The organism is Amycolatopsis albispora, assembly GCF_003312875.1.
GTDB lineage: Bacteria > Actinomycetota > Actinomycetes > Mycobacteriales > Pseudonocardiaceae > Amycolatopsis > Amycolatopsis albispora.
The window spans coordinates 4,764,755-4,786,733 of record NZ_CP015163.1; the positions used below are offsets into that span (position 1 = coordinate 4,764,755).

At 70.5% G+C, this 21,979-nt stretch carries 20 protein-coding genes; 5 read left to right on the plus strand and 15 right to left on the minus strand.

Annotation, left to right across the window (positions count from 1 at the left end; all coding sequences use genetic code 11):
- Positions 1-25: 25 nt before the first annotated feature.
- Together A4R43_RS22395 and A4R43_RS22400 are read right to left on the minus strand one after the other, a co-directional pair.
- A complete protein-coding gene (locus A4R43_RS22395) occupies positions 26-1,186 on the minus strand; it encodes an alkaline phosphatase PhoX (RefSeq protein ID WP_113694130.1) in 1,161 nt (386 codons plus the stop codon).
- Between the two features lie 107 nt (positions 1,187-1,293).
- Positions 1,294-3,012, minus strand: a complete 1,719-nt coding sequence (locus tag A4R43_RS22400) for an NAD+ synthase (protein ID WP_113694131.1) — start codon at positions 3,010-3,012, stop codon at positions 1,294-1,296.
- Positions 3,013-3,086: 74 nt separating this feature from the next.
- Between A4R43_RS22400 and A4R43_RS22405 the strand changes: the two genes are divergently transcribed.
- Both A4R43_RS22405 and A4R43_RS22410 read left to right on the plus strand, forming a co-directional pair.
- Positions 3,087-3,800, plus strand: coding sequence for a maleylpyruvate isomerase family mycothiol-dependent enzyme (locus tag A4R43_RS22405; protein ID WP_113694132.1), 714 nt, complete (start codon positions 3,087-3,089; stop codon positions 3,798-3,800).
- A gap of 81 nt (positions 3,801-3,881) precedes the next feature.
- Positions 3,882-4,385, plus strand: coding sequence for a GNAT family N-acetyltransferase (locus tag A4R43_RS22410; protein ID WP_236808189.1), 504 nt, complete (start codon positions 3,882-3,884; stop codon positions 4,383-4,385).
- Here the strand turns inward: A4R43_RS22410 and A4R43_RS22415 are convergent.
- The 3 genes from A4R43_RS22415 to A4R43_RS22430 form a co-directional block, all read right to left on the minus strand.
- A complete protein-coding gene (locus A4R43_RS22415) occupies positions 4,373-5,128 on the minus strand; it encodes an alpha/beta hydrolase (protein WP_113694133.1) in 756 nt (251 codons plus the stop codon). The two genes, A4R43_RS22410 and A4R43_RS22415, sit on opposite strands and share 13 nt — an antisense overlap.
- 178 nt (positions 5,129-5,306) lie before the next feature.
- The gene (locus tag A4R43_RS44080) at positions 5,307-5,606 is read right to left on the minus strand and encodes a hypothetical protein (RefSeq protein WP_113697800.1); all 300 of its coding nucleotides are present in this window, start codon (positions 5,604-5,606) and stop codon (positions 5,307-5,309) included.
- A gap of 295 nt (positions 5,607-5,901) precedes the next feature.
- Positions 5,902-6,642 carry an AraC family transcriptional regulator gene (locus tag A4R43_RS22430; protein WP_236808190.1) on the minus strand — a complete coding sequence of 247 codons (741 nt, stop codon included), beginning with the start codon at positions 6,640-6,642 and terminating at the stop codon, positions 5,902-5,904.
- A 55-nt stretch (positions 6,643-6,697) separates the two neighbouring features.
- On the opposite strand from A4R43_RS22430, the gene A4R43_RS22435 reads away from it, so the two are divergent.
- Both A4R43_RS22435 and A4R43_RS22440 read left to right on the plus strand, forming a co-directional pair.
- Complete coding sequence (locus A4R43_RS22435; RefSeq protein WP_113694135.1) at positions 6,698-7,267, plus strand: class I SAM-dependent methyltransferase; 570 nt, start codon at positions 6,698-6,700, stop codon at positions 7,265-7,267.
- 121 nt (positions 7,268-7,388) lie between these two features.
- Positions 7,389-11,366, plus strand: coding sequence for a discoidin domain-containing protein (locus A4R43_RS22440; protein WP_113694136.1), 3,978 nt, complete (start codon positions 7,389-7,391; stop codon positions 11,364-11,366).
- Here A4R43_RS22440 and A4R43_RS22445 read toward each other — a convergent pair whose 3' ends face one another.
- Positions 11,367-12,485: an alkaline phosphatase family protein gene (locus A4R43_RS22445; RefSeq protein ID WP_113694137.1), complete on the minus strand. Its 1,119-nt coding sequence runs from the start codon at positions 12,483-12,485 to the stop codon at positions 11,367-11,369.
- A gap of 45 nt (positions 12,486-12,530) precedes the next feature.
- Between A4R43_RS22445 and A4R43_RS22450 the strand changes: the two genes are divergently transcribed.
- Complete coding sequence (locus A4R43_RS22450; protein WP_113697801.1) at positions 12,531-12,746, plus strand: FmdB family zinc ribbon protein; 216 nt, start codon at positions 12,531-12,533, stop codon at positions 12,744-12,746.
- Here A4R43_RS22450 and A4R43_RS22455 read toward each other — a convergent pair.
- The 9 genes from A4R43_RS22455 to nucS form a co-directional block, all read right to left on the minus strand.
- On the minus strand, positions 12,743-14,515 hold the full coding sequence (locus A4R43_RS22455) for a 3-hydroxyacyl-CoA dehydrogenase family protein (RefSeq protein ID WP_113697802.1): 1,773 nt from the start codon (positions 14,513-14,515) through the stop codon (positions 12,743-12,745). The genes A4R43_RS22450 and A4R43_RS22455 overlap by 4 nt on opposite strands.
- A 94-nt stretch (positions 14,516-14,609) precedes the next feature.
- Positions 14,610-15,602: a hypothetical protein gene (locus tag A4R43_RS22460; RefSeq protein ID WP_162788554.1), complete on the minus strand. Its 993-nt coding sequence runs from the start codon at positions 15,600-15,602 to the stop codon at positions 14,610-14,612.
- 61 nt (positions 15,603-15,663) lie between these two features.
- Positions 15,664-16,338 carry a dihydroxyacetone kinase phosphoryl donor subunit DhaM gene (gene dhaM, locus A4R43_RS22465; protein ID WP_113694139.1) on the minus strand — a complete coding sequence of 225 codons (675 nt, stop codon included), beginning with the start codon at positions 16,336-16,338 and terminating at the stop codon, positions 15,664-15,666.
- Entirely contained in the window at positions 16,335-16,967 is a 633-nt protein-coding gene (dhaL, locus tag A4R43_RS22470) for a dihydroxyacetone kinase subunit DhaL (RefSeq protein ID WP_113694140.1), read from the minus strand. Before dhaL ends, dhaM begins: the two co-directional genes overlap by 4 nt.
- A 1-nt stretch (position 16,968) precedes the next feature.
- Positions 16,969-17,970 (minus strand): dihydroxyacetone kinase subunit DhaK, encoded by a 1,002-nt coding sequence (gene dhaK, locus A4R43_RS22475; RefSeq protein WP_113697803.1) that lies wholly within the window; start codon positions 17,968-17,970, stop codon positions 16,969-16,971.
- Between the two features lie 80 nt (positions 17,971-18,050).
- Positions 18,051-19,064, minus strand: a complete 1,014-nt coding sequence (locus tag A4R43_RS22480) for a DUF3558 domain-containing protein (RefSeq protein WP_162788555.1) — start codon at positions 19,062-19,064, stop codon at positions 18,051-18,053.
- Positions 19,065-19,118: 54 nt separating this feature from the next.
- Positions 19,119-19,370 carry a hypothetical protein gene (locus A4R43_RS22485; protein WP_113694142.1) on the minus strand — a complete coding sequence of 84 codons (252 nt, stop codon included), beginning with the start codon at positions 19,368-19,370 and terminating at the stop codon, positions 19,119-19,121.
- Positions 19,371-19,382: 12 nt separating this feature from the next.
- A complete protein-coding gene (locus A4R43_RS22490; protein WP_113694143.1) occupies positions 19,383-21,065 on the minus strand; it encodes a sodium:solute symporter family protein in 1,683 nt (560 codons plus the stop codon).
- 233 nt (positions 21,066-21,298) lie between these two features.
- Positions 21,299-21,958 carry an endonuclease NucS gene (gene nucS / locus A4R43_RS22495; RefSeq protein WP_113694144.1) on the minus strand — a complete coding sequence of 220 codons (660 nt, stop codon included), beginning with the start codon at positions 21,956-21,958 and terminating at the stop codon, positions 21,299-21,301.
- Positions 21,959-21,979: the final 21 nt, after the last annotated feature.

Consider the following 21,979-nt stretch of genomic DNA (forward strand, 5'->3'; position numbering starts at 1 on the left):
GTTCGCCGGGGCCCCGCTTTGGTGTTCAGCTCCGGAAGGGGCCGGTCACCTCGTAGGTGATGCCGCCCGAGCTCGAACCGGTGGTGCCGCGCTGCGAGGAGAAGTACAGCCGGTTCCCGGCCGGGGTGAACGCCGGGCCGCAGATCTCCGATCCGCTCTGGCCGTTGATCCGCAGGAACGGCGCGACCACGTCGTTCGGGGTGATCACACAGATCTCCATGTTGCCGCCGTCCTCGGCGACGAAGAGGTCACCCGACGCGGTGCCGGTCACGTTGTCCACGCCGGTCAGCGGCGGGGTGCCGGGGTTCACCAGCGAGTCGTCGTAGGCCAGTTCGTAGGTGTTGTTCACCAGGTTCAGCTGCCACAGCCGGTTGTCGCCCTTGGTGGTGAACCACGCGGTGTCGTTGGCGTAGTGCAGGCCCTCACCGCCGTTGAACCGCTTCGCGCCGGAGACCTGGTTGCGGGTCGCGGTGGGTGAGCCGTCCACGTCGGGTACGTCCGCCCAGGTGAACGAGCCGGAGGTGGCCGAGCCCGCGCGCAGCACCTGGAGCTTGCCCGCGGAGAGGTCACCCCAGGTGGTCGGCAGGAAGCGGTAGAAGCAGCCGTCGGACACGTCCTCGGTCAGGTACACCGCCTTGCGCACCGGGTCCGCGGCGGCGGCTTCGTGCTTGAACTGCCCCATCGCGGGACGCCGGATCGCCGCCTTCGTGCCCCACGGGTCGCATTCGTAGACGTAACCGCGGTCGATTTCCTCGCAGGAGAGCCAGGTCTGCCACGGGGTGGCGCCGCCGGCGCAGTTCTGCCTGGTGTCCGCGAGCACGCGGTAGGCACCGGTGATGGTGCCGTTCGCGTCGAACTTCAGCGCGCTGGCGCCACCGCCGGGGGTGATCTCCGAGTTGGAGACGTAGATCCAGCCGCTGCCGTCGGCGAAGACCGCGCCGCCGTCCGGCGCGTCGTGCCAGGTGTACCCGGCGACCTTCTGCCGGGAGCGGGCCACGATCCGGCTGGTGAACCCGGCGGGGAGCTGGATGCCGTTGGCGTCCGCCGGCTGGAGCGGACCGTACGGGCTGGGCCCGTTCTGGGCGGGGTTCGCGAGTGCCGAGGGGGTGAAGGTGTTTCCGAACGCCGTGACGCCGGCGCCGAGGACCGCCGCGCGCAGGAAGTTCCGCCTCTTGAGGGTCGACACGCTGTGCCTCCGTTGAGTTCCGCGAAGTGGTGGGGGAACCCAACGGACGCTACGGAAACGCGGTCACCGGGTACAGGTACCGCCGGTGAACTCCCGACGAAAGGCGGTCAATGCACCTCGCGCCAGGCGTTGGTGATCGGCAGGCGGCGGTCGCGGCCGAAGGCCTTGAAGGTGATCTTGGTGCCCGGCGGGTACTGGCGGCGCTTGTACTCGGCCTTGTCGACCATGCGCACCACGCGGTCGATCACCTCCGGGTCGAAGCCGGCGGCGAGCAGGTCGGCGAAGCCGCGGTCGCCCTCGACGTAGTCGTCCAGGATGTCGTCGAGCAGCGCGTAGTCCGGCAGCGAGTCCGAGTCCAGCTGGTCGGGGCGCAGTTCGGCGGACGGCGGCTTGCTGATCGAGTTCTCCGGGATCGGCGGGGTCTCACCGCGCTTCTCGGCTTCGGCGTTGCGCCAGCGGGCCAGCTGCCAGACGTGCGTCTTGAACACGTCCTTGATCGGCGCGAAACCGCCGACCGCGTCGCCGTAGATGGTCGAGTACCCCACCGCCAGCTCGGTCTTGTTGCCGGTGGCCAGCACCAGGTGACCGTCCAGATTGGACAGTGCCATCAGCAGCATGCCGCGGGTGCGGGCCTGGATGTTCTCCTCGGCGAGCCCGGTCAGCTTGAGCTGGTCGACGTAGACCTTGACCATGTCCTCGACCGGCTCCACCCGGAAGTGCGCGCCGATCCGGCGGGCCAGCTCGGCCGCGTCCGCGCGCGAGTGCTCCGAGGAGTACTTCGACGGCATCGAGACGCCGTGCACCGCGTCGCCGCCGAGCGCGTCGGCGGCCAGCGCGGCCACCACCGCCGAGTCGATCCCGCCGGAGAAGCCGAAGATGACCGAGCGGAAGCCGTTCTTCTGCACGTAGTCGCGCAGGCCGACGACCAGCGCCGACCACACCTCCGCCTCCTCCGAGAGCGGTTCGCTGATCGGCGGCTCGGCGAGCGGTTCGTAGGCGGGCAGCGGCTCGGTGGACAGCACGCGGCGGCGGACGTGCAACCCGGCCAGCTCCCCGTCGGCGGCGTGCCCGCCCGCCTCGATGTCCATGTCCAGCACCAGCAGGTGCTCGGTGAACTGCGGGGCCCGCGCCAGCAGCCTGCCGTCCGCGGCGACCACGATCGAATCGCCGTCGAAGACCAGGTCGTCCTGCCCACCGACCTGGTTCGTGTAGACCAGCGGCGCGCCGGCCTCGGCCGCGCGGCGGGCGATCAGCGGCAGCCGGATGTCGTCCTTGGACCGCTCGTACGGCGACGCGTTCGGCGCCACCACCAGGTCCACCCCGGCCTTGCCGAGCGCGGCGATCGGGCCGCCGTCCTGCCAGATGTCCTCGCAGATCACCATGCCGATGTCGATGCCGTGCAGGCGCACCACGTCGAGCGTGGTGCCGGGCTTGAAGTAGCGGTGCTCGTCGAAGACGCCGTAGTTGGGCAGGTGGTGCTTGAACTGCCTGGCCACCACCTCGCCCCGGTACAACGCGGCCGCCGCGTCCCGCGGCCCGGCCTCGTCCAGGTCGAGGTAACCGACGTAGGCCAGCACGTCACCGCAGCCCGCATCGTCGAGGCGCTTGGCCAGCTCGTCCACCTTCGCGCGGGACGCCTCGGCGAAGGTCTTGCGCAGGGACAGGTCCTCGACCGGGTAGCCGGTCAGCGACATCTCTGGGAAAACCACTACATGAGCGCCGGCCTCGACGGCCTTGCGCGTCCACTCGACGGTCTGGTCGGCGTTTCCGGCGAGGTCACCGACAGTGGGGTTGACCTGGGCCAAGGCGATGCGCAGTTGCGGCATTGGGCCATTCTCGCGCACGGCGGCCCACCCGGCGACCAAGTGTGCCCAACTCCGCCCCCCAATAGGGTTGCCCGATGAACCGAGAGCAGTATCGCGCCGAGCTGGCGCGCTACGGGACCGCACTGGCCGCGGCGGCCACCGACCTGGGCAGGCCGGTGCCCAGCTGTCCGGACTGGACGGTGGCGGACCTGGTCTGGCACACCAGCGAGGTCTTCTACTTCTGGCGGCTGCAGTTGAGCGGGCTGCTCCACGGGCCGGACCACTACCGGGAACCGGACCGGCCCGGCGACGACGAGGTGCTCGACCGGTACGCGGAGAACCTGCGTCACCTGGTGGAGGCGGTGCGGCGGGCGGATCCGGCGAAACCGGTGTGGACCTGGTCGGCGGACCGGACGGCGGGGTTCGTCCAGCGGCGGATGGCGCACGAAGCCGCCGTCCACGCCTGGGACGCCCAGTTGGCGGCGGGGCGCGACGAGCCGATCGGACGCGAGCTGGCGGTCGACGGGATCGACGAGTTCCTGACCCACTTCCTGCCCTCGTCGCTGCCGGAGGACCTGGGCGGCACGGTGCACCTGCAGACCACGGACGGTCCCGGCGAGTGGTCGATCGCGCACGACGGGGCTGGGTGGCAGGTCACCCGCTCGCCCGGGAACGGTGCTGTCGTGGCGCGGGCGAGCGCGTCGGACCTGCTGCTGATGCTGTGGCGGCGCCGGGAGACCGACGCGGTGGAGACCTCCGGTGACACGGCGGTGCTGGACCGGCTGTTGAAGTCGGCCTCAACCACATGATTCCGTATCTGTAACCACAGGATTCCGCATCTGTCCCGATCTGCGCGGGTCTTGTCGGTGCCGGGGGCTACCGTCGCTTCCGTGACCAAGTTCCACGCCATCCACACCGAGCGCCTCATCCTGCGCCCGTTGCGCCAGGACGACCGGGCCGACGTCGTCCGCATCCAGTCCGACCCCGCGACGAACCAGTTCAACCCCGACCCGCCGGACGCCGAGCAGGCGGGCAAGCAGTTCGAGTACTGGCTGTCGCACTGGGAGGAGCACGGGTACGGCTACTTCGCGGTGGTCGAGGCCGCGACGGGTGAGCTGGTCGGTGTTGGTGGCGTGCAGTCGAAGGAAATGCACGACGAGAAGCTGCTGAACCTGTACTACCGCTTCCGCGCCGAGTCCTGGGGGAAGGGGTACGCCACGGAAATGGCTTCGGCCGCCGTGGAATGGGCCGAACGCGAAATACCCGAACGCCCGGTGGTGATCTCCGTGGCGCTGATCAACAAACCGTCCCGGCGGGTGGCCGAGAAACTCGGCTTCACGCCCTACCTGGAGGAGGACTACCACGGACTGCGATCCACCCACTACCGCCGTTGACTGTCCACAATGGTCACCTGCTGGTCTTCGCATTCGCCGTCCCAGTCCCGTGGCAGCGGCACGGGCGTTTCCGGGGCGACCACGGAGACCAGGTGGTCGAGCACCGCATCCGCGTGGCCGACCAGCAGGTGACCGGCGCCGGGCAGGGTGATCACCCGCGCCTGCGGGATCATCGCGCAGCCTTCACGCACGTCCTCGGGTAGCCGGTAGTCGTCGAACTCCGGCACGAGCGCCACCACCGGCTTGCCCGTCGACGCCCAGGCGGCCCGCTGCACCGGGCTGCTCCAGCGCAACGGAGGCGCGATCAGCACGATGCCCTCGACGAGCACGTCGGTGCCGTGCATGAGCGCGAGGTCGCTGCCGAACGACCAGCCGGCCAGCCACACCCTGGGCAGCTCCCGGGACCTGGCGAAGTCGAGCGCGGCCGCGACGTCGAGGCGTTCGCCCTCGGCCGCGCCGAAGGTGCCCTCGCTGCGCCCGGCTTCACTGGCCGCGCCACGGGTGTTGAACCGCAGGACCGCGAGCCCGGCCAGCGCGGGCAGGCGGAAGGCGGCCTTGCGCAACACGTGCGAGTCCATCATGCCGCCGTGCGTGGGCAGCGGGTGCAGCAGCACCACGGTCGCCACCGGTGCGCGATCGGCGGGCAGCGCCAGCTCGCCGACGAGCCGGAGGCCGTCCTCGGTGCGCAGTTGTACCGCCTCACGCTGCGCGGGGAGCTTGGTGTTGGGCCCAATCCTCACCACCGACCCGGCCTCCTTCGCACACGCGCCTGCCAACACGGACGATGCCAATGCCACCGATCCGTCACCGACCCGGCCTCGTCGGAGGGCAGCCCAAGCTCACCGACGAGCCGGAGGCCATCCTCGATGTGCAACCGCACCGCCTCACGCTGCGCGGGAAGCTTGGTGTTGGGCCCGATCCTCACCACCGACCCGGCCTCCTTCGCGCACGCGCCTGCCAACACGGGCGATGCCAATGCCGCCGGTCAGTCACCGAGCCGGTCTCATCGGCGGGCCAGACCACCACGTGGGGCACGCCGGGGCGGATCTCGTGGTCGCAGCCGGGGCACCGGTACACCTTGGTCGCGTGCGCGCCCGGCACCGACCGGACGAGCCAGTCCCCGTCCGGGTCGGATTCGGTGCTCGCCCAGCCCGACGCGCCACCGATGTCCCGAGCGGGCGGGCTCACACGTCCGCGCGATGGCTTGTTGCGTCGGGGCACGCGATCACGGTATCCGCCGGGTTCGCCCACAGCCCAAGGCGGGCGCGTCGGTACCAGCTCGGCCACGGCCTAGGCTGGCACGCGTCGGTACCAGCTCGGCCCACAGCCCACGCTGACGCACGTCGGTACCAGCCCGGCCACAGCCCAAGGCGGGCGCGGCAGTACCGGCCCGGCCACAGCCCACGCTGACGCGCGCCGGTACCGGATCGGCCACAGCCCAGGCCGACGCGCGTCGGTACCGGCCCGGCCACAACCCAGGCCGACACGCGTCGGTACCGGCGCGTGTCAACCCGGCTCAGCCGAAGTACTGGCCGGGTGGCACGCCGACCGCCCGCCGGAACGCTGCGACGAAGGCGCTGGGTGACGAGTACCCCACCCGGTCCGCCACGTTCGCCAGCGAACGGCCGTCCGCGAGTTGGGGCAGCGCGGCCCGGAGCCGGACCTGCGTGCGCCAGCGTCCGAAGCTCAGGCGCGTCTCGGTCAAGAACAGGCGCGCCAGCGTTCGCGAGCTCGCGCCGACCTCGCGGCCGAACCGGTCGAGGGTGCGGTCGTCGGCGGGGTTGGCGATCAGGGCTTCGGCGACCCGCCGCGCCCGGGGATCCGCGGGCAGCGGCACGCTGATCGGGGTCACCGGCACCGGTTCGAGCAGGTCGAACGCCACGGCCTCGGCGCGCTGCCGGGCGTCGTCGGGGAGGCCGCCCGCGGTCAGGTGGTCGAGCAGTTCACGCAGCAGCGGCCGGACCCGCACCAGCCGCGGCTCCGGCCACGACACCGGCGACCGCGCGGCGTCCATGAAGATCCCGCGCAGCACGGCGTTCCCCGACGAACCGGTGCGGTGCACGGTCCCGGCGGGCACCCAGAGCGCTCGCGCGGGCGGCAGCACCCAGTGCGCCGAACCCACGTTGACCGCGACCACGCCCCGCGCCGCCCAGGCCAGCTGGTGGTGCTCATCGTGCACGTGCCAGTCGAGCCAGGTGCCCGACGGCAGGTCGAAGTCGCCGAACAGCATGGCTTCGGCCTGTCTGGTTGGAGACATGACTTGGCAGCCTATCGCCTTCCGGCCACCACGCCACGCCCCTAGCGTCGGCCGCATGGCGATGAACTGGTTCCACCGGAAGCTCTGCAGCAGCGAGAAATGGGCGAGGCTGGTCGAATCCCAGCTGCTGCCGTGGTCGCTCGACGGCGTGGACCTCGGGGACAACGCGCTCGAGATCGGGCCCGGCTACGGCGCGAACCTGCGGGTGCTGGTGGACCAGGTGCCGAACCTCACCGCACTGGAGATCGACGAGCGGATGGCACGCGATCTCGACCGCGACCACGGCGCCCGCGCCAAGGTGATCCACGGCGACGGCACCGCGATGCCGTTGCCGGACAACGAGTTCAGCTCGGTGGTCTGCTTCACCATGCTCCACCACGTGCCCACCGCGGCACTGCAGGACCGGTTGTTCGCCGAAGCGTTCCGTGTGCTGCGGCCGGGTGGTGTGTTCGCCGGGAGCGACGGCGTGCACGGGCTGCTGTTCCGCCTCATCCACGTCGGCGACACCTACAACCCGGTCCCCCCCGACTCGTTCGCCCGCCGGCTCGCGGCGGCGGGCTTCGAGCGGATCGAGCTGGCCAATCCCGACGGGCGGCGGCAGCGCTGGCGCGCGATCAAGCCCTAGCGGCCGTTGACTCACCTCGACCTGTCTGCAACTCTTGAACAGCTCTACGCAAAAATTAAACATCAGGTCGAAATAACTCGCGATCCCCGCAGTGTCCCTCAATGGAGAGGTCCCCCCGGTGATGACGGTTCTGGTGAGATCGACAAAACGACGACCCCGCGCGGCAAGCCTCGCCTTGGCCGCGCTACTGGTGGCCGCCCCGCTGGCCGTTCCGGCGCTCGGCGGGACCGCACCCGCCGCGCAGGCCAGCAGCGCCGCGGACGCCGCCCCCAAGATCAACGACGGTGACCAGGACACCTACTGGGAGAGCAGCCCCGGCCCGCTGCCGCAGTGGGCGCAGCTGGACCTCGGCGCTGAGCGCAGCGTCGACCAGGTGACCTTGAAGGTGCCCGCGGCCTGGTCCACGCGGCAGCAGACGCTCAGCCTGCAGGGCAGCACCGACGGCATCGGCTTCGCGACCATCACCGGCGCGGCCGAGTACACCTTCACGCCCGCCGAGCAGAACACCGTCCGGATCGACTTCGCGCCGACCGTCGCGCGTTTCCTGCGCGTGGAGGTCACCGCGAACTCCGCCGCCCCGGCCGCGCAACTCGCCGAATTCGAGGCCCACGCCGCCGAGTTCCAGCAGCTCGCCGCGACCTACACGGCGAGCAGCGCGCACCCCGAATACCCGGCGGCCAACGCGGGTGACGGGAACGCGGCCACCTACTGGGAGAGCGTGAACGGCGCGTTCCCGCAGTGGATCCAGGCCGATCTCGGTACCGCTGTCCCGGCCAGCCGCGTCGAGCTGAAGCTGCCCAGTGGCTGGGGCACGCGGACGCAGACGCTGAGCGTGCGCGGCAGCACCGACGGCACCAACTTCACCGATCTCGCCACCTCGTCGGGCAAGGTCTTCACCCCCGCCTCCGGGAACGCCGTCACCATCGACTTCACCACGGCCACCGTGCGGTACGTCCGCGTGCAGATCACCGCGAACACCGGCTGGCCCGCCGGTCAGGTCAGCGAGTTCACCGTCTCCGGACCGTCCACAGGGGACACCGAAGCGCCGGGCGTCCCGGGCAACCTGGCCTTCACCGAGCCCGGCACCGACCAGATCCGGCTCAACTGGACGGCCGCCACCGACAACGTGGGCGTGACCGGGTACGACGTCTACGCCAACGGTGTGCTGCGCACCAGCGTTCCCGGCACCGTACTGACCTACACCGACAACCAGCCCGCGGGCACCACGGTCGCCTACTTCGTGCGTGCCAAGGACGCCGCGGGGAACCAGTCGGCGAACAGCAACACGGTGACCCGCGCGGGCACGGCCGCCGGCACCAACCTGGCCGCGGGCAGGCCGATCACCGCTTCGTCCACAGTGCACAGTTACGTCGCGGCCAACGCCAACGACGGCAACACCGCCACCTACTGGGAAGGCAGCGCCTATCCGAGCGTGCTGACCGTCGCGCTCGGCTCGAACGCCGACCTGAACGCCGTGGTGGTCAAGCTGAACCCGGACCCGGTCTGGGCCGCCCGCACGCAGACGATCGCGGTCGAGGGCCGCGAGCAGTCCGCCACCGAGTTCACCACGCTCGCCGCCGCCAAGGCGTACGGCTTCGACCCGGCGACCGGCAACACGGTGACCATTCCGCTCACCGCCAGGGCGGCCGACGTCCGGCTCCGGATCACCACGAACTCCGGCGCCCCCGCCGGGCAGGTGGCCGAATTCCAGGCGCTCGGGGTGCCCGCGCCGAACCCGGACCTGACCGTTACCGGTCTGTCCTGGACACCGGAAGCTCCGGTGGAGACCGATCGCGTGACCGTCTCCGCGACCGTCCGCAACGCCGGGGCGAGCGCGTCGCCCGCCACCGAGGTGAACCTGTACCTCGGCGACACCAAAGTGGGCACGGCCCCGGTCGGCGCACTGGCCGCGGGCGCGTCGGCGACCGCGCAGGCGGACATCGGCCCGCGTGACGCGGGCAGCCATCCGCTCAGCGCCAAGGTCGACGAAGGCAACGCGGTGATCGAGCAGAACGAGGCCAACAACGCGTTCAGCAGCCCGTCACCGCTGGTGGTGACGCCGGTGGCCAGCTCGGACCTGCTCGCCGCACCGGTCGCCTGGACGCCGGGCAATCCGTCCGCCGGTACCGCGGTGAACTTCTCCGTGGCGATCAAGAACCAGGGTTCGGTCGCGTCGTCGGCGGGTGCGCACGGGATCACGCTGACCATTTCCGACGCCACCACGGGAGCCGTGGTGCGCACGCTCACCGGCAGCCACACCGGCGCGATCGAGCCGGGCGCCACCACCACGCCGGTCTCGCTGGGCAGCTGGCCCGCGGTGAACGGCAAGTACACGGTGAAAACGGTGCTCGCCAACGACGCCAACGAACTCCCGGTCAAGCAGGCCAACAACACCACCAGCCAGCCGTTCTTCGTCGGACGCGGGGCGAACATGCCCTACGAGTCGATCGAAGCCGAAGACGGCACCGTCTCCGGTGGCGCGACGGTCGTCGGTCCAAACAGGACGATCGGCCACGTAGCGGGTGAGGCCTCCGGTCGCCGGGCGGTGACGCTCAACAGCACCGGCAGCGCGGTCGAATTCACCACCAAGGCGAGCACGAACACGCTGGTCACCCGGTTCTCCATTCCGGACGCCCCCGGCGGTGGCGGGATCACCGCCACGCTGAACGTCTACGTCAACGGCACCTTCCTCAAGCCGATCACGCTGAGTTCGAAGCACGCGTGGCTCTACGGACCGGAAGCCGGTCCCGGCAACAGCCCCGGCGCCGGCGGGCCGCGGCACATCTACGACGAGGCCAGCATGCTGCTCGGCACCACCGTGCCCGCGGGCAGCAAGATCAAGCTGCAGAAGGACGCCGCGAACACCTCGCAGTACGCGATCGACTTCGTGAACTTCGAGGAGGTGGCGCCCCAGGCGAACCCGGACCCGGCGCGGTACGCCGTGCCCGCCGGTTTCACCCACCAGGACGTGCAGAACGCGCTGGACAAGGTGCGGATGGACACCACCGGCACGCTCACCGGCGTCTACCTGCCCGCCGGCGACTACCCCACCTCGGCCAAGTTCCAGGTGTACGGCAAGCCGGTCGAGGTGGTCGGCGCGGGCGTCTGGTTCACCCGGTTCACCGCTCCGGCCAACCAGGAGAACACCGATCTCGGTTTCCGCGCCGACGCCACCGCGAACGGCTCGAAGTTCTCGAAGTTCGCCGTGTTCGGCAACTACACCTCGCGCAACGACGGGCCGGGCAAGGTGTTCGACTTCTCGGGCGTGTCGAACATGACCATCGACGACCTGTGGGTGGAGCACCAGATGTGCCTGCTCTGGGGCGCGAACACGGACAACACCAAGGTGTCCAACTCGCGCATCCGCGACCTGTTCGCCGACGGGCTCAACTTCACCAACGGCAGCACGGGCAACCACATCACCAACAACGAAGCCAGGTCCACCGGTGACGACAGCTTCGCGTTGTTCGCCGCCACCGACAACAACTCCGGCAACCAGACCGGCAACGTCTACGAGAACCTGACCGCGATCCTGCCGTGGCGGGCCGCGGGCCTGGCGGTCTACGGCGGGTACGACAACACCTTCCGCAACCTCTACCTCGCGGACACGCTGACCTACTCGGCCATCACCATCTCGTCGCTCGACTTCGGCTACCCGATGCACGGCTTCGGCCCCGGCACCACGAACTTCGAGAACATCTCGGTGGTGCGGGGCGGCGGTCACTTCTGGGGCGCGCAGACCTTCCCCGGGATCTGGCTGTTCTCCGCGTCGAAGACGTTCACCGGGATCCGGGTGTCCGATGTGGACATCGTGGACCCGACCTACCACGGGATCATGTTCCAGACCGACTACGTCGGCGGCCAGCCGACCAACCCGGTGCAGGACACCGTGCTCACCAACGTCAGCATCAGCGGCGCGCGGCTGAGCGGCGACGAGTTCGAAGCGAAGTCGGGCTTCGGCATCTGGGCGAACGAGATGCCGGAACCGGGTGAGGGCCCGGCCATCGGGTCGGCCACCTTCAACAACCTGAAGCTGAGCAACAACCACATCGACATCCGCAACACCACACCCGGGTTCCAGATCGTGCGGAACCCGTAGCTAGCGCGCGCTGGCCACCGCGAGCGGCACCAGCTGCTCCGCGGTGGTCAGCGAGCCGTGCTGGCCGATCAGCGAGGACTCCACCGCCTCCGCGAGTTCCCGCACCATGCCGAAGGAATCCCTCGCCGCGGCGACCACGTCACCGATCCGGGGCCGGACGCGGTCGCTGACACTCGGCCCGAACAGCCCGCCCTCGATGGCTTCCTCACGGCTGTACACCCAGGCCCGCTCACCGAGGACCTCCCGCCACGCCGCCAGCACGTCGGCCGCGGCGCCGTCTTCGGCGTAGACGTGCCTGGCACGCGTCTCACCGCCGATCGCGCGGACCCCGGCCAGCAGCTCCGGCGTTTCGTCCAGGTCGAGTTTCTCGCCGATCCGCACCATGCCGTGATCGGCCACCACCGCCAGCAGCGCGCCCGGCGGCAGTTCCTCCACAATGGACTCCACCAGCCGGTCCACCTGGCGCAGCTGCATCCGCCACGCGGACGAGCCAGGACCGTAGACGTGGCCGAGGAAATCGAGCTGGCTGTGGTAGGAGTAGCAGAAGCTGCGCGGCTCGGCCAGCGCGTCGAGCGTGCGCGCGGCCAGGTCCCCGAGCGCGTGCACCCCGCGGTACCGCGCGCCGCGCTGCACCGCGTGCGTCAGCGCCGAATCCGCGAACTTCGCCTCGGAGACCACGCTCGTGTGCACCCCGGCCGCGGCGGCGGTGGCGAAGGTGGTCGGCAGCGGCTGCACCTGCTCCGGCGGCAGCGAACCGCGGAGGTCACCGCCGTCGTCGTGACTGCACCAGCGCAACGCGTTCATCACCCCGGCGCCTGGCACCTCAAAGGTGTACCCGACCATGCCGTGCTCCCCTGACGAAAGCCCGGTGCCGATCGCGGCCAGCCCGGCGGCCGTGGTGGACGGGTAACCCACGCGCAGCTGGGACGACCGCAGCTCGTTCAGCACGGGCGCGTCCCCGGGGTGCGCCTTCAGCAGTTCCCAGCCGAGGCCGTCGATGAGCAGCACGCACACCCTCGACGCCTCGCCGAAGCCGAGCGTGTCGGCGAAACCGCCGACCCCGAGCGCGGCGAGCGCGGAGGGGACCACCTGGGACAGGTGCGGGTGTTCGGTCAGCACGACGCCAGCTTCCCACTTCGCGGCGGCCGGCGCGATAATGACGGCATGCCGACCTACGCCTACCGCTGCCGGGAATGCACGGAGACCTTCGAGCTGGTCCGCCCGATGGCCGAGTCCGGCGCACCGGCGCCCTGTCCCGGCGGGCACGCCGACACCGTGAAGCTGCTGACCACCGTGGCGCTGACCGGCTCGTCCACCGCCCCCGCACCCGTCCCGTCCGGCGGCGGGGGTTGCTGCGGTGGCGGCTGCTGCTCGTCCTAGGTGTAGTCGCGGAAGCCCTTGCCGGTCTTGCGGCCCAGCCTGCCCGCGGTGACCAGGTGCTCGAGCAGCGGCGCCGGCGAGAACCCGGCCTCGCGGAACTCGTTGTACAGCGTGCGCTGGATGGCCAGTGACACGTCCAGCCCGACCACGTCGAGCAGTTCGAACGGTCCCATCGGCAGGCCGCAGCCGACCTTCATCGCGGTGTCGATGTCGGCCGCCTCGGCGTAGTGCGCCTCCAGCATCTTCACCGCGTCGTTGAGGTACGGGAACAGCAGCGCGTTGACGATGAACCCGGCCCGGTCACCGCAGTGCACCGGGTGCTTGCCGACCGACCGGCAGACCTCGTGCGCGGTGGCCACCACCTCCGGCGCGGTGGCGATCGTGTGCACCACCTCGACCAGCTTCATCACCGGCGCCGGGTTGAAGAAGTGCAGGCCGACCACCTCGGTGGGCCGGGAGGTGGCCGCGGCGCACTCGATCACCGGCAGCGACGAGGTGGTGGTGGCCAGCACCGCGCCCGGCTTGACCGCCTCGTCCAGCGCGGCGAACACCGCGCGCTTGACCTCCAGGTCCTCGGCGACCGCCTCGACCACCAGGTCCACGTCGGCCAGCTCGGCGAACTCGACCGCGGGCCGGACGCGCTCCAGCGCGGCGGCCGCGTCCTCCGCGGTCAGCCGCCCCTTCTTCACCTGGCGGTCCAGCGACTTGCCGACCTTGCCCAGCGCGGCCTGCGCCTTCTCCTCGCTCCGGGCACGCAGCACCACGTCGAACCCGCGCTTGGCGAAGACCTCCGCGATGCCGGTGGCCATGGTGCCGGTGCCGACCACGCCGACCGTCCGCACCGCACGCGGCGTCGCGTCCACAGTGGACGATGTGGCCGCGGTTTCCTCGACCACCACCGGCGAATCCGGTGCCTGGTAGGGGTAGAAACCCCGGCCCGACTTCCGGCCGAGCAGCCCGGCGGTGATCATCTGCTTGAGCAGCGGCGCCGGCGCGTGCAGCCGGTTGCGGGACTGCCGGTACATCGATTCGAGGATCTCGTAGGCGGTGTCCAGCCCGATCAGGTCGAGCAGCGCCAGCGGGCCCATCGGGTAGCCGCAACCGAACCGCATCGCCGCGTCCAGGTCCTCGCGGGTGGCGTACCGCGACTCGTACATCCGCACGGCGTGGTTCAGGTAGCCGAACAGCAGCGCGTTCGCGATGAACCCGGCGCGGTCGCCGGTGACCACCGGCTCCTTGCCGAGCCGCCGCGCGAAGGCCACCACGTCGGTGACCACGTCCGGCTCGGTGACCACCGTGCGCACCACCTCGACGAAGTTCAGCACCGGCGCGGGGTTGAAGAAGTGCAGGCCGACCACCTTGCCCGGCCGGGAGGTGTGCACGCCGATCTCGGTCACCGACAGCGAGGAGGTGTTCGAGGCGAGGATCGCGTCCGGCCGGATGACCTTGTCCAGCTGGGTGAAGACGTCCGCCTTCAGTTCGAGGCTCTCCGGCACGGCCTCGATCACCAGGTCCACGTCGGCGAGTTCGGCCAGCGAAGTGGTGCAGCGCACGCGCCCGAGCAGCGCGGCGCGGTCGTCCTCGGTCAGCTTGCCCTTGGCCACCGCGCGGGCGGTCGAGTGCTCCAGGTGGCCGCGGCCCCTGGTGATGCCGGTGTCGTCCACCTCGACGGCCACCACGTCCAGTCCGCTCCTGGCGAGCACCTCGGCGATCCCCGCGCCCATCGTGCCCAGCCCGACCACGCCCACGCTCGAGAACTCCCGTGCCACCATGGCCTCCGTTGGTTACTCGCGGGTAAGTGCACTGATGGTGACACGGGATCGGGGTATCGGCAGTTCGGGATCGAGCAAGATGGGGGCAGACTCACGCGGGCAGGCGAGGGAACGCCGTGTTCGCCACGTTGCGCAGCACGCCACACGGGTCGGTCCCGCCGCGGTACATCGACACGAACAGCGACACCGTCTCCACCTCACCGTTCTTCGCGCCCGGCCACGGCTTCAGCGGGACCTGCGCCGAGCAGTAGCTGCTGCCGCTGCTCGCCCACACCATCGCCGGGCGCCCGCCCAGGGTTTCCGGCACATATCCCTCGGGAGGGGTCGGCTTGTCGATGGAGAAGTACATCGACACGTAGTCGCTGCCGGAGCGGCCCCAGCGGCAGTTGTGCTTGGTCGGCGACCTGCGCGCGGTCCCTTCGGCACCCAGGTGCGTGCCGACCTCGGCTTCGCTGATGAGCGTGCAGGCGTCCACCGTGCCGAGCGAACCGGCCGGGAAGTCCAGGTGCTCCACGCGCTTGTCCACCACCGCCGTCGCGGCGTGCTCCAGCGAGTTCTCGACGAGCGGGCACAGCCGCTCGGACGACAGGGTGCCGTTCAGGGTGCTGACACTGCTCTGCAGGCTGAACTCGTCGGCGAAGACGAGGTAGCGGTTGCAGTTGCCGTCGTAGTCACTGGACGGCTTTTCGATGGTGAGCCGCCGCTTGAGCTCCGGCGCGTTGTCGATCTCGGTGGTGGTCGTGTACTCGTTGCGTGCCTTCTCGTCGACCACACCGCCGAGCCAGAGCTCGGCCTCCTGTCCGTCCACCTTCACCCGGACGGTGCAGTGGTCCATCGACACCCCCGGCTGCTCCACCACCTCGGTCACCCGGCCCAGTGCGGCGGCGTCCAGCAGGGAGCAGTAGTCGATGGTGGTGAAGTCGCCGAACGCGGCCGCCGCGGTCAGCGGTGACCGCTCGTCCTCGATCCGCGCCAGCTCCGCCCGATCGGGCGACGGCTTGCCGATGATCGTGCTCGCGCACCCGCTGAGCAGCGTGACCAGCACCAGGATTCCGGCCGCCCAGCGAGCCCGGTTTCTTCGCATGCGTCACGCTAACGCGGCCGGAACCCGTTGGGAGACGGCAATTACACCGGTTCGGCCACACTTATTCGCCGAAGTTGCCCGCCACCAGTTCCGTGGCCCGGCGAATGGCTTCGGCGGCCTGGGCGCCCCTGGCGTCCAGGTGGATGGTGTCGCCCTGGCGCGCGCCCAGCGACATCAGGCCCAGCACGCTCCGCGCGTCGACCTCCGCATCACCGAGCCGCACCCGCACCTCGGCGTCCACGTCCGCCAGCGTCCGCGCGAGCAGCGCCGCCGGGCGGGCGTGCAGGCCGACGTCGTTACGCAGGGTCAGCTCCGCGGTCTCCTCCGCCGGGGTCCGGCCGGCCTCCGCCAGGTCCGGCGCCGACCCGGCCGACGCGGCGGCGTAGACCACCGCCGTCTTGTCACCACCGCCCTGCGCCGCCACCGCGGCCGCGATCGCGCCCTCGACCAGTGGCGCGTCGGCCACCACCGCGGCGTTCGGATCGGCCAGCGATTCGGTGGCCAGTTCGGCGGTCATCTGCGCGCTGCCGAGGTCGTAGAGCAGCACCACGCCGCTGCCCGAATCGGCCCGCTGCACCGCGGCGACCACCGCGTCGTAGTCGGTGCCGAGCCCGCCTTCGGCCAGCCCGCCCGCCGGGATCACGGTCACCTCGGGCGCCATCTCGGCGGCCAGTTCGGCCACGCCTTCGGCGAGCTTGGCGCTGTGCGAAACGAGGACCAGCCCCACGCGGCTCATCGGGCCGCCTCCGCGAACGCACGCAGCAGCAACGCTGTCGAGCGCGCGCCCGGATCGGCGTGGCCCACCGCCCGCTCGCCCAGGTAGGAGGCCCTGCCCTTGCGCGGCACCAGGTCCACTGTGGACTCGTAACCCCGGTCCGCGGCGTCCGCGGCGGCGGTCAGCACGGCGGCGATGTCGGCCCCTTCCTGCTTCGCGGCCGCCTCGGCGGCTTCCACCGCGGGCGCCAGCGCGTCGATCATGGTCGCGTCGCCGACCTCCGCCTTGCCGCGGGCCTTGACGCCCTCCAGCCCGGCGCGCAACGCGGCGACCAGCCCGTCGATGTCCACTTCGGACGCGCTGCCCAGCGCGCCGGAGGCACGCAGGAAGGCCGTGCCGTACAGCGGCCCGGCCGCGCCGCCCACCTTCGAGATCAGCGTGGTGGCCACCGTCTTCAGCACCGCCGCCGGGGTTTCCGGCGGGCCGGCGTCCAAAGCGGACAGCACGGCGGTGAAGCCGCGGTTGAGGTTCTCACCGTGGTCGGCGTCACCGATCGCCCGATCGAGCTCGACCAGCTCGGCCCGGTGCTCGGCCACCACCGCGGCCGCCGCGCGGATCGCCCGGCCGGTCCCGTTCGCGTCGCAGGCCATCTCAGACCCCCCACCGCAGCGCCGGCGTGTTGACCCACGCGTCCCACAGCTCGACCAGTTCGTCGTCCAGTTTCAGCAGCGTCAAGCTGATCCCCTGCATTTCCAGGCTGGTGATGTACGGCCCGACCAGTCGTCGTGCCACGGTGATGCCCTGCTCGGCGAGCAGGCGTTCGGCGATGCCGTGTGCCAGGTACAGCTCGACCTGCGGCGTGCCGCCCATCGAGTTGGTGAACAGCAGCACCCGGTCGCCGCGCTCGAACGGCAGGTCCTCGGTGATCGCGGCGAGCATGCGGGCCACCAGCTGGTCGGCGGGCTCGGCCGGGATCCGCTCGCGGCCGGGTTCCCCGTGGATGCCGATGCCGAACTCGATCTCGTCGTCGGCCAGGGTGAAGCTCGGCTCACCGGCGTGCGGCACGGTCGGCGGGGTGAGCGCGACGCCGATCGAGCGCACCTGGCCGATCACCCGGCGGGCGACGGCCTCCACGGCGTCGAGCGAGTACCGGCGCTCGGCGGCGGCCCCGGCGATCTTCTCCAGCAGCACGGTGCCGCCGACACCGCGGCGGCCCGCGGTGAAGGTGGAGTCGGCCACGGCCACGTCGTCGTCGATCACCACGCTGCGCACGTCCGCGCCCTCGGCGGCGGCCAGTTCCGCGGCGGTCTCGAAGTTGAGCACGTCCCCGGTGTAGTTCTTCACGATCAGCAGCGCGCCCGCCGCGGAGGTGGTGGCCTCGACGGCGGCCTGCACCGCGTCCGGCGTCGGCGAGGTGAACACCGCGCCCGGCACCGCGGCGTCGAGCATGCCGGGCCCGACGAACCCGCCGTGCAGCGGCTCGTGCCCGGACCCGCCGCCGGAGATCACCGACACCTTGCCGTCCACCGGCGCGTCCGCCCGGACCACCAGTGCCGGGTCCTCGACCACCCGGAGCACCCCGGCGTGCGCGGCGGCCAGGCCTCTGAGCGATTCGACGACCACGTCGGCCGGGTCGTTGATGATCTTCTTCATCGAAGCCTCCCGCATTGGACAACCGCTGCGGGACCCTTCCTACCGCCCCGGGCCACCCGGCGCCAAGGAAGACGCGCGCGTCAGGGTTTCGGCAGCTTGGCGGCCACCGTCTTGGCCACCTTGACCGCCTTGTCGCAGGAGCCGTCGGACGCCGCGGTGCCGTCGGCGCCGTTGTAGTCCACTTCGACCTGCTCGCCGGTCTCCATGCCGTACTCGTCGGTGCCGATCACCCGGTGCCGCCAGGTCACCGTGCACTCCGGCTCGTCGTCCACCCTGGTCTTGGCGAAGCCCCGCACCCCGCCACCGAGGTCCACCGGCGTCGAGCCGTCCTCTTCCGGCGGCGCGGAGGTGGGCCGGAAGTTGATCATCACCTGCGGGGTGCGGGAGCGCAGGGCGCAGCCGTGCAGGCCCATCGGCGACGGGTCGTCCAGCTTGCCGCCGAGCACCTCGGCGACCACCGCGGTGTCCACGCTGGTGCACGCGTCGACGCCGATCACCGTGCCCGGCGGGTCCGGGTGCTTCTTCGGGTTGCTGTGCAGCGCCTTGACCAGGCGCTGCATCGCGGTGCGCCCGGCACCGCACGGGTCACCGCCGGGGTAGTCGGCCTGCAGCACGATGCCCGACTTCGGCTCCTTCGAGGTCACCGCGGTGACGGTGCAGCTTTCGCCGTCCTTCTTCTCCAGCTGCGGCAGGCCCTCGACGGCGGTTTTCGCGTCCTCGATCCTGCCGATGATGATGCCGCCGATCTCCAGCGAGATCTTGAGCTTCTTCTGCCCGGCGTCGGTGACGTCGGCGGTGCAGCGGTCCCAGCCGCTCGGCCGCGGTTCGCCGGGGGTGCCGATCCCGCTGAAGGTCTCGGCCGAGAGCAACGCGCAGGGCTCGATCATCCGCAGCGCCTTGGCCGCCACCGCCGGGTCCTTGATCTCCCCGTCCGGGGCCGGGCCGGTGCCGCCCGAGGCGCCCGGCTCCGGCGGCACCGTGGTGCGCTGGAAGTTCGACCGGGCCAGGTCGGCACCGCATCCGGCGACCGAACCGAGCAGGAGCACACCGGCTACCGCGGCCACCACGGTCCGGAAACGCACAGCTGAAGACACGGGTTGCACGGTAGCGGCCCGGGGGCCGCCACGCGTGCACAACCCGTCATTCGCTCATTCGTCCGCCGGTGGCGGCACCGCCAGCGGCCGCAGCTTCGCCCACAGCACGAAGACCGCGGTGAAGATCAGCATGCCGATGCCTGCCCACAGGTTGATGTTCAGCCCGTCGGCCCGGTTCAGCTCCTCTTCGGTGGTGAACCCGATGCCCATCACCAGCAGCACCAGGCCGTACACCCCCATCAGCAGGGCGATGATCAGCCGGATGTCGAAGCCGCCGGCCCGGCGCGGGGTGGATTCCGTGCTCATGTCCCGGCCCTCCTAGAAGATGATGTTCAGCAGGATGGTGATCGCCAGCACGATGCCGGCCAGCAGGCCCGGCTTGCGGTACCAGCCACTGTCCTCGCCGGTGTCCGAGTGCTTCAGCGAGTCCTTCGGCGTCAGCGAGTACACCAAGCCGACCAGCTGCGCCTCCGGCTTGGGCTGGGTGGCGTAGGTGACCGCCACGCTGACCGCCACGTCGACCACGAATGCCGCGCCGGCGCCGATGAAGCTGGCGCCCTGGCCGGGCAGGTCCCACACGCCGGTCTCGGCGAGGATGAACACGCCGACCGCGGCGAGCGTGCCCGAGACCAGGCCGGTCCAGCCCGCGGTCGCGGTCATCCGCTTCCAGAACATGCCCAGGATGAACGTGGCGAACAGCGGCGCGTTGAAGAACGAGAACAGCTGCTGCAGGTAGTCCATCAGGTTCGAGTAGCTCGAAGCGATGAACGCGGTGCCGATGGCCAGGATGGTGCCGGCGGCGGTGACCAGGCGGCCGAAGCTGAGGTAGTAGGCGTCCGGCTTGTCCTTCTTCACGTACGACTGCCAGATGTCGTAGGTGAAGACCGTGTTGAACGAGCTGAGGTTCGCCGCCATGCCCGCCATGAACGAGGCCAGCAGGCCGGCGATCGCGATGCCGAGCATGCCGTTCGGCAGCAGGTCCCGCATCAGCAGCAGCAGCGCGTAGTTGTAGTCCACGCCTTCTACGTTGGCGCCGCCCTTGAACTGCACCAGCTCGGTGACGGTGACCGCGGCGATCATGCCGGGCACGATCACGATGAACGGGATCAGCAGCTTCGGGAAGGCTCCGATGATCGGCGTGCGGCGCGCGGCCGACATGCTCTTCGACGCCATCGCGCGCTGGACCTCGACGAAGTTGGTCGTCCAGTACCCGAACGAGAGCACAAAACCGAGACCGAAGACCAGGCCGACCACGGAGAGGAAGCTGTTGCTGAACCCGGTCAGCTCGTTGCCGGGCCACGAGTTCAGCTGCTCGGCGCCGCCGGGGCTGGCGGTCACCTTGTCGACCAGGCCCTGCCAGCCGCCGACCTTGTACAGGCCGACGAAGGTGAGCGGCACCAGCGCGGCGACGATCACGAAGAACTGCAGCACCTCGTTGTAGATGGCGGCGGACAGGCCGCCGAGCGCGGTGTAGGCGAGCACGATCACCGCGGCCAGGATCACCGACACCCAGATCGGCCAGCCGAGCAGCAGGTTCACCACGGTGGCCAGCAGGAACAGGTTGGCCCCGGCGATCAGGATCTGCGCCACCGCGAAGCTGATGCCGTTGACCAGGTGGGCCGGTTTGCCGAACCGCCGGAGCATGAACTCCGGCACGCTGCGCACCTTGGAGCCGTAGTAGAACGGCATCATCACGATGCCGAGGAAGAGCATCGCGGGGACCGCGCCGATCCAGAAGTAGTGCGCGGTCGGCATGCCGTACTGCGCGCCGTTCGCCGACATCCCCATGACCTCGATCGCGCCGAGGTTCGCCGAGATGAAGGCGAGACCGGTCACCCAGGCGGGCAGCGACCGGCCGGACAGGAAGAAGTCGAGACTGGTCGACACCTGCCTGCGGGCGAGGTAGCCGATGCCCAGTACCAGAACGAAGTAGAACGCGAGCAGGACGTAGTCCACCGCGTTCGCGTCTAGCCGCAGGTTCGCCTCAGCGAGCACACCCACCGGCCACCTCCAAGTTCAAACATTATCCAACAAGACCCACCAACGGGCGGACCTTACTGCATCTGGCTGAACCGGTACAGGGCAGGTTTGAAGAAGCGTTGCCTCTTCATGAAGGCAGCCCGGAGACCGGAGTCGCGGGTGAGCGTACGACTCCGGAGCGTGTTCCGCTGGTCAGCGCGGAATGACGGGGCTCCGGCGAGCGGCGATCGCGCCCGGCGGGGTGGCGGGGTCGGTCAGAAGAGGCGGAACTCGTCCGACTCGGTGCCGCGCAGCTTGTCGTAGTCCAGGGTCAGGCAGCGGATGCCGCGGTCCTCGGCGAGCGTGCGGGCCTGCGGCTTGATCTGCTGCGCGGCGAACACCCCGCGCACCGGCGCCAGCAGCGGGTCCCGGTTGAGCAGTTCGAGGTAGCGCGTCAGCTGCTCGACCCCGTCGATCTCACCGCGCCGCTTGATCTCCACCGCCACCGACTTGCCCTCGGCGTCGCGGGCCATGATGTCGACCGGGCCGATCGCGGTCGGGAACTCCCGGCGGACCAGCGAGTAGCCCTCGCCCAGCTCGCTGATGTGCTCGGCGAGCAGCTCCTGCAGGTGCGCCTCCACGCCGTCCTTGACCAGACCGGGCTCGGCGCCCAGTTCGTGCGCGGAGTCGTGCAGCACCTCGGCGAGGCTGATCACCAGCTTCTCCCCCGCTTTGTTCTGCACGGTCCAGATGTCGCGGTCCTCGATCAGCCAGCACGGCGGGCTCATCCAGTTCAGCGGCTTGTAGGCCCGGTCGTCCGAGTGGACCGAGACCGAACCGTCGGCCTTGATCAGCAGCAGCCGGGTGGCCATCGGCAGGTGGGCGGTGAGGCGGCCGGCGTAGTCGACCTGGCAGCGAGCGATGACGAGACGCACCCGGCGAGGGTAGGGCAACGC

Coding starts and splice junctions, on each gene's coding strand:
- A4R43_RS22430 (WP_236808190.1), bottom strand. CDS start 6,642: ATGTCTCCAACCAGACAGGCCGAAGCCATGCTGTTCGGCGACTTCGAC.
- A4R43_RS22435 (WP_113694135.1), top strand. CDS start 6,698: ATGGCGATGAACTGGTTCCACCGGAAGCTCTGCAGCAGCGAGAAATGG.
- A4R43_RS22400 (WP_113694131.1), bottom strand. CDS start 3,012: ATGCCGCAACTGCGCATCGCCTTGGCCCAGGTCAACCCCACTGTCGGT.
- A4R43_RS22460 (WP_162788554.1), bottom strand. CDS start 15,602: ATGCGAAGAAACCGGGCTCGCTGGGCGGCCGGAATCCTGGTGCTGGTC.
- A4R43_RS22485 (WP_113694142.1), bottom strand. CDS start 19,370: ATGAGCACGGAATCCACCCCGCGCCGGGCCGGCGGCTTCGACATCCGG.
- A4R43_RS22440 (WP_113694136.1), top strand. CDS start 7,389: ATGACGGTTCTGGTGAGATCGACAAAACGACGACCCCGCGCGGCAAGC.
- A4R43_RS22450 (WP_113697801.1), top strand. CDS start 12,531: ATGCCGACCTACGCCTACCGCTGCCGGGAATGCACGGAGACCTTCGAG.
- dhaL (WP_113694140.1), bottom strand. CDS start 16,967: ATGGCCTGCGACGCGAACGGGACCGGCCGGGCGATCCGCGCGGCGGCC.
- dhaK (WP_113697803.1), bottom strand. CDS start 17,970: ATGAAGAAGATCATCAACGACCCGGCCGACGTGGTCGTCGAATCGCTC.
- dhaM (WP_113694139.1), bottom strand. CDS start 16,338: ATGAGCCGCGTGGGGCTGGTCCTCGTTTCGCACAGCGCCAAGCTCGCC.
- A4R43_RS22405 (WP_113694132.1), top strand. CDS start 3,087: ATGAACCGAGAGCAGTATCGCGCCGAGCTGGCGCGCTACGGGACCGCA.